Origin of the sequence: Nocardioides sp., assembly GCF_035547795.1 — a bacterium.
In the GTDB taxonomy this organism is placed as follows: domain Bacteria; phylum Actinomycetota; class Actinomycetes; order Propionibacteriales; family Nocardioidaceae; genus Nocardioides.
This window is the reverse complement of record NZ_DASZUF010000069.1, coordinates 1-6,740: the sequence shown is the minus strand read 5'-3', so window position 1 is coordinate 6,740 and position 6,740 is coordinate 1. Positions and strand designations below refer to the sequence as shown.

General features: G+C 68.8%; 7 protein-coding genes. 2 read left to right on the top strand and 5 right to left on the bottom strand.

Features of this window, described 5'->3' with window-relative positions; genetic code table 11:
• Nucleotides 1-216 (top strand): inorganic phosphate transporter (locus VHA72_RS05120; RefSeq protein ID WP_325573365.1); only part of this gene is annotated, 216 nt, incomplete at its 5' end.
• Nucleotides 217-556: 340 nt separating this feature from the next.
• Here VHA72_RS05120 and pstB read toward each other — a convergent pair.
• The 5 genes from pstB to VHA72_RS05095 form a co-directional block, all read right to left on the bottom strand.
• Nucleotides 557-1,336: a phosphate ABC transporter ATP-binding protein PstB gene (gene pstB / locus VHA72_RS05115; RefSeq protein WP_325573364.1), complete on the bottom strand. Its 780-nt coding sequence runs from the start codon at nucleotides 1,334-1,336 to the stop codon at nucleotides 557-559.
• A 14-nt stretch (nucleotides 1,337-1,350) separates the two neighbouring features.
• Nucleotides 1,351-2,430, bottom strand: coding sequence for a phosphate ABC transporter permease PstA (gene pstA, locus VHA72_RS05110; RefSeq protein WP_325573363.1), 1,080 nt, complete (start codon nucleotides 2,428-2,430; stop codon nucleotides 1,351-1,353).
• Nucleotides 2,427-3,371, bottom strand: a complete 945-nt coding sequence (pstC, locus tag VHA72_RS05105; protein ID WP_325573362.1) for a phosphate ABC transporter permease subunit PstC — start codon at nucleotides 3,369-3,371, stop codon at nucleotides 2,427-2,429. Before pstC ends, pstA begins: the two co-directional genes overlap by 4 nt.
• Nucleotides 3,372-3,448: 77 nt before the next feature.
• Nucleotides 3,449-4,579, bottom strand: coding sequence for a phosphate ABC transporter substrate-binding protein PstS (pstS, locus tag VHA72_RS05100; protein ID WP_325573361.1), 1,131 nt, complete (start codon nucleotides 4,577-4,579; stop codon nucleotides 3,449-3,451).
• Nucleotides 4,580-4,741: 162 nt separating this feature from the next.
• Nucleotides 4,742-5,617, bottom strand: a complete 876-nt coding sequence (locus VHA72_RS05095) for an NUDIX hydrolase (protein WP_325573360.1) — start codon at nucleotides 5,615-5,617, stop codon at nucleotides 4,742-4,744.
• Between the two features lie 18 nt (nucleotides 5,618-5,635).
• On the opposite strand from VHA72_RS05095, the gene VHA72_RS05090 reads away from it, so the two are divergent.
• Nucleotides 5,636-6,664 carry a hypothetical protein gene (locus tag VHA72_RS05090; protein WP_325573359.1) on the top strand — a complete coding sequence of 343 codons (1,029 nt, stop codon included), beginning with the start codon at nucleotides 5,636-5,638 and terminating at the stop codon, nucleotides 6,662-6,664.
• Nucleotides 6,665-6,740 lie beyond the last annotated feature (76 nt).

The window sequence follows — 6,740 nt, the reverse complement described above, 5'->3', positions numbered from 1 at the left end:
GTGCTCTACACCACCGCGTTCGCGTTCAAGGCGCCGATCTCGACCACTCACACGATCACCTCCGCGATCATGGGGGCCGGCGCCACCCAGCGCTTCAACGCGGTGCGTTGGGGCGTAGCGGGCAACATCGTCGCCGGTTGGGTGCTCACCTTCCCGGCCGCGGGCCTCGCCGCCGCCGCGTCGTACGAGGTCCTGCGGGTGCTCTTCGGGGTCTGATCTCGCCCGCTGCCGGGCTTCGGCGTCGTCGCGCCGAGCCAGAGGGCCGGCTCACATCCCAGGTCGATCATCCTCAACAGCCGGATCCCGGTCTCCTCCGGCGACCAGGCGTTCTCATCGGCGAGCTGGCTGGCGCGGTGGCACCGGTCGACGCCGATCCACCGCAAGGTAGGGACGGCGGCATCTGGACCTGGTCGCTGCTGTGGACCGAGCAGCGGCAGGAAACTGGCTAGCCGACTCGGGATATGAGCGCTTCCACCCGTCCCCGCTAGCCAGTTTCTCCCGAGTGCGCGCCGGCGAAGGGGACCAGACCCACCGGCGCCGACCTACGAAGAGCGGATCAGCCGAAGCGCCCCGAGATGTAGGCCTCGGTGGACTCGTTCTCCGGGTTGGTGAACATCGTCTTGGTGGGGTTGAACTCCACCAGGTGGCCCGGCTGCCCGGCGGCCTTGAGGTTGAAGAAGCCGGTGTCGTCGGAGACGCGGGCGGCCTGCTGCATGTTGTGCGTCACGATCACGATCGTGTACGACGACTTCAGCTCGTGGATGAGGTCCTCGATGGCCGCTGTCGAGATCGGGTCGAGGGCCGAGCACGGCTCGTCCATGAGCAACACCTCAGGCTCCACCGCGATCGCGCGGGCGATGCACAGCCGCTGCTGCTGGCCGCCGGAGAGCCCCATCCCAGGCTTGCCGAGCCGGTCCTTGACCTCGTTCCACAGGTTGGCGCCGCGCAGCGACTTCTCCACGATGGCATCCGCCTCCGCGCGGCCGAGCCGGCGGGCGTTGAGCCGGTTGCCGGCCAGCACGTTGTCGTAGATCGACATGGTGGGGAACGGGTTCGGCCGCTGGAAGACCATGCCGATGCGACGACGCACCTCGACCGGGTCGATGGAGGGGTCGTAGAGCGACTGGCCGTCGACCATCACCTTGCCCTCGACCCGCGCTCCGGGGATCACCTCATGCATCCGGTTCAGCGAGCGCAGGAAGGTCGACTTGCCGCAGCCGGAGGGGCCGATGAACGCGGTGACCGACTTGGCCTTGATGGTCATGGTCACGCCCTCGACGGCCTTGAAGTCGCCGTAGTAGATGTCGAGGTCGGTGACGTCGATGCTCTTTGCCATGGGTGTTACTCCCGTCAGTGCCCGGTCTTGGGGGCGAAGATCTTGCCGATGATGCGGGCGGCCAGGTTGAGGACCATCACGATGGCGATGAGCAGGAGCGCTCCGCCCCACGCCAGCCGGTATCCCGCCGGCGTACTGGTCTGGTACTCGGTCATGATGAAGACCGGCAGAGTCTGCATCCGACCCGAGAACAGGTTGGTATTGGTCACGTCGATGCTTCCGACGGCGACCAGCAGCGGCGCAGTCTCCCCGATGACGCGACTGATCGCCAGCATGACGCCGGTGATGATGCCGCCGATGCTGGTGGGCAGCACGACCTTGAGGATGGTGCGCCACTTCGGCACGCCGAGCGCGTACGACGCCTCCCGCAGGTCGCCCGGCACCAGCCGCATCATCTCCTCGGCCGAACGCACCACCGTGGGGATCATCAGCAATGACAGCGCGATCGAGCCCATCACACCCATCCGGGTGCCCACCCCGAAGAACACGCTGAACAGTGCCAGGGCGAACAGCCCTGCGACGATGGAGGGGATACCGGTCATCACGTCGACCAACAGGGTGATCACCCTCGCAATCGGGCGACCGCGACCGTACTCGACCAGGTAGACCGACGTCATCAGGCCGACCGGGACGGAAATGATTGTCGCCCCGAGGGTCACCAGCAGAGTCCCCAGTAACGCGTGTACCACGCCGGAGCCGGGCATGGTCTTGAACGTCACCGGGTCCAGCTGCTGGACCATGTTGTGGGTCAGGAAGTGGCCGTTGATCGCTGGGATGCCGGAGGCCAACGTCTTGATCAGCAGCCACGCCAGCGGGGCTAGCGCGCACACCAGGGCCGTCCAGATCAGCGCGGTCACCAGACGGTCGACGGCGGCCCTCCGACCCTCCACCAGCCTCGACCACAGCGGCAGGGCCACGTCCGTGAGGAGGATGGCCACGATCGCCATCGGCACCCAACCCCAGCCGAGCAGGAGGCCGAGAAGTGCCGCTACGACGACGGCGGTGCCCATCACCATCGGGACCGCGTACTGCGGCAGGCGCAGCCGGTGCAGCGGCAGGCTGTGGGTCTGCATGGTCACGTCAGCGGTGGTCACGCCAGCTTCCTCTCCGAGCGGGCCACGATCAGGCGCGCGGCGAAGTTCACCAGGAACGTGAAGACGAACAGCACCAGGCCGGTGGCGATCAGCACGGTCTGGATCCGGTTGTCCTCGGAGTTGTAGTTCGCCGCGATGTTGGAGGCGATCGTGGCGGGGTTGTCACTGGTGAGCACCTTCAGCGTCACCAGTGGGCTGGCGCTGAGCACCATCGCCACCGCCATCGTCTCGCCGAGAGCGCGACCCAACCCGAGCATCACGCCGGCCACCATGCCCGAGCGGGCGTGGGGAAAGACCGCCATCCGGATCATCTCCCAACGCGTCGCCCCCAGACCCAGCGCGGCCTCCTCGAGCAACCGTGGCGTCTGTTGGAAGACCTCACGACAGATAGCCGTCGTGATCGGCAGAATCATGATCGCCAGCACCACCGCCGCCACCAGGATGGTGCGGCCGGTCGCGGAAACCTGCCCCGAGAACAGCGGGAACCAGCCGAGATGGTCGCCCAGCCAACGCTGCACCGGTTGTGCCGCCGAGGCCAGCGAGCGTGCGCCCCACAGGCCGTAGACGACGGACGGCACCGCCGCGAGCAGGTCGATCACATAAGCAACGGGTACGGCGAGACGCCGAGGGGCGTAGTGCGAGATGAACAGCGCCAGCCCGATCGCGAACGGCACCGCGATGATCATCGCCAGCACCGCTGCCAACGTCGTACCGAAGAGGAGCTTGGCCGCGTAGGTCCAGAAGTTGTGCGCCGCCGGCTCGTAGACCGAGCGGTCAGTGTGGAAGCCCTGCGCTCCCTGGACCGCGAGGAACACGAACACCGCCCCCAGCGCGACCATGATGATCACGCCGGCGGTCATGGCGGTCGTGGAGAAGATGCGGTCGCCGAGGCGGGCCGGGGAGCGGCGTTCGACGACGGATGCGGATCTGGTGATGCTCACTGCGTTGGGAACTCCCGTCTGGGAACCGACGCGGGAGGCGACGAGCCCGATCGGGGCCCGCCGCCTCCCGGCGTTGGTCAGCTGCCGATCTTGGCGATGATCGTCGCCTCCTTGGAGGCGACATCGGACGGCAGCGGGGCCGAGTAGGCGTTGGCGGCGGCCGCCTTCTGGCCGTCGGCGGAGGTGATGTAGGTGAGGAACGCCTTCACGATCGCCGCGGTGTTGGCGTCGCTGTAGCTCTGGCAGGCGATCTCGTAGGACGCCATGAAGATCGGGTAGTTCTTCGCGTCCGTGGTGGTGCGGTTCAGGTTGTAGGCCATCACCGTCTCGGGCGAGCCGCTGACCACCTCCGAGGCGGCGAGGTCGTTGGCCGCGCCGTCGGCGGACGGCGCCACGTAGGAGTCACCGACCTTGATCTTGGCCACGCCGAGCTTGGTGCCCTGGACGCCCGAATCGTCGATGTAGGCGATGGTGCCGTCACCGGCCTGGACGGCACCCACGACGCCGGAGGTGCCCTCGGCGGACTCGCCCTTCGTCGAGGGCCAAGCGGTGTTCGCAGCACTGGACCACTCCGACGGAGCGGCCTTGTTGAGGTAGTCGGTGAAGTTCCACGTCGTACCCGAGGCGTCGGAGCGATGCACCGGGGTGATCGCGGTCGAGGGCAGCTTGACGCCGTCGTTGAGCGCCGCGATGGCCGGGTCGTCCCACTTGGTGATCTTGCCGGTGAAGATCTTGGCGATCGTGTCGGCGTCGAGGTTGAGGGACGTCACCCCCTTGAGGTTGAAGGCGACGTCGATCGGCGAGATGAACACCGGGATCTCGATCGGGTCACCGCCGCAGGTCTGCTTGGCCTTCGCCAGGGTGGCGTCGTCCATCGCGGAGTCGGAGCCGGCGTACTTGTAGGCGCCGGAGATGAAGTTGGTCTGCCCGGTGCCGGAGCCCACCGAGTCGTAGGTCAGGGTCACACCCGAGTTGCTCTGACCGAAGCCTGCGCGCCAGGACTCCTGGGCCTTTTCCTGGGCGGAGGAGCCGCCACCGGCGACGGTGCCGCTGAGCGAGCCCGACGACGCGGAGTTGCCCGCACCACCGTCGGCGCCACCAGCGTTGTCGGCGGAGTTGTTGCTCGAGCCGCAGGCCGCCAGGGAGGCTGCGAGGGCGAGGGCCGCGACGCCCGGGACGACGGCGCGGCGGAGGGTGCTGGTCTTCACTCGAAATCTCCTCGATCTGTAACGGAACGCTGAGACCGTAAGGAGCCGAAGTGACCGGATTCGGGGCCGTCGGTGAACGAGGCGTGAACGTCACCCGCCGTCTCGGCGACACATCCCTTGAGAGCAGACGGATATTGGGTGAACTACCTCACGCCGCTCTTGTCAGAGCGGCAGGTGGCGCTCTATACCCACGGCCCGCGCCTTGCGGACATGCAGCACGACCAGCTCGCCCTTGCGCAACAGGAGGTTGCGTACGCCGAGCGCCCGGAACACCAGCGGCAGCACCGGCCGATGGGTGCACACGACCACGGGGCCGTCGGCGACCTCCGCGCGCAGGTTGCGCAGCAGCGTCGTGGTCGCCTGCTCGGCCACGTCCTCCTCGCTGAGCAGTGGTGTCGTCTCGATGGGCACGCCGACCGCCTCGGCGTACGGCGCCACGGTCTCGACGCAGCGGGTGCTGTCAGAGGTGACCACCCGGGTGACGCCGTACGCCGCCAGGACGCCGGCCACCGCCTCGGCCTGCCGGCGCCCGGCGGCCAGCAGCGGCCGGCGCCGGTCGTCCCCGTGCCAGGTGCTGCGGGCACGGGCCTCGGCGTGCCGCAGCACGATCAGCGGGGCGGTGCGCTTCCGGACGGCGATCGCCTCACGCAGGGTCGCCTTGTCCCGGCTGTAGGTCAGCAGTCGCAGCGCCTTGTCGATCGGCACCCAGGCGACCTCGTCGATCTCGCCGAGGCGCTGGTAGCCGGTGACCTCGTCCGGGCTGCCGGACACCACGCGGCCGGTCCAATAGTGCACCCGCTTCCAGCCGCGGACGATCTGGTAGCGCTGGCGGTGCAGCGGCCGGGTGAGCCGGACCCGCAGGCCGGTCTCCTCCTCGACCTCACGCACCGCCGCGACCGTGGCGTGCTCGCCGGGATCGAGCTTTCCCTTGGGGAAGGACCAGTCGTCGTACTTCGGCCGATGCACCAGCAGCACCTCGCGCCCCGGCCGGAAGACGACGACACCGGCGGCCTCGACATCGCGGGAGCGCACTGCCATGTCGGTAGGTTGTCACATGTGTCGAGGCGGTGGCGGGTCGCGGGTGCTGCCGCGCTGGCGGTGGTCCTGGTGGCCGCGCTCCTGCTCGGCGCCCGAGCCTGGCGCAGCGCTCACCGCGGCGATCTGGAACGCGCCCTCGACTTCGCCCCCAAGGACGCCCAGCGCTACTCCTGGACCGACTGGGCGGCGGTACGCCGTGCCGTGGGGACCTCGTCGGAGTCGGCGCTGCTCTCGAAGGGGTACGACGAGGACCTCACCGCCGGCTCGTCGCTGACCGACTCGACCGACGTGCTGCGGCGCTCGTTCGGCATCTCCCTGGCGAGACTCGACTGGGAGCTGTACGCGCAGTCGACGTCGGGAGCGGTGGTGATCGTGAAGGTGCCCGGCTCGTTCGGCTCGATCCGTCATCACCTGACCGCGGCGGGCTTCACGCCGCCCAGCACGCCCAGCGGCGTCTGGGACGGCAGCTCGGTCGACGTGGGCGCCGTACCGGAACTGCAGTATGTGGCTCTCGACGAGTCCGACCACCTGATGCTCACCAGCGACAACGACTCCTACCTGCGCCAGACCGTGGACCGGCTCGGCCACGGCTCGCTGCCCGGCCCGGTCGGCGACGTGGCCGGCAAGCTCGGGACGCCGCTGTCGGCGGAGATCTACGGTGGCGACTACACGTGCGAGAAGCTGGCGATGTCGCAGGCCGACCCCGCCGACGCGGCGCAGGGCGACCAGCTCATCGCCGCGGCCGGCAAGGTCAACCCGGTATTGGCCTTCGCGATGGCCCGCTCGGCGCGCTCGTCCGGCCGGCCCGGTGACGTCACCGTGGCGATGGCGTTCGCCGATCACGGCCAGGCGGTGACCAACGCCGACACCCGCGCCACCCTCGCCACCGGGCCTGCCCCGGGCCAGGGCGGCACCTTCCGCGACCGGTTCACCCTCGGCAAGGTCGCGGCCTCGGGCTCGGTCGTGACCATGGACCTGCACCCCAAGCCCGGCGCCTACGTGCTCTCGGACCTGTCCACCGGGCCGCTGCTGTTCGCGACCTGCTGACGGGATCACCGAGTCGTCATGCCGGGGTAGTTCGGGGAGAAGCGGTCGCTTTACTGGCCAGTAATAGACCGCTTCT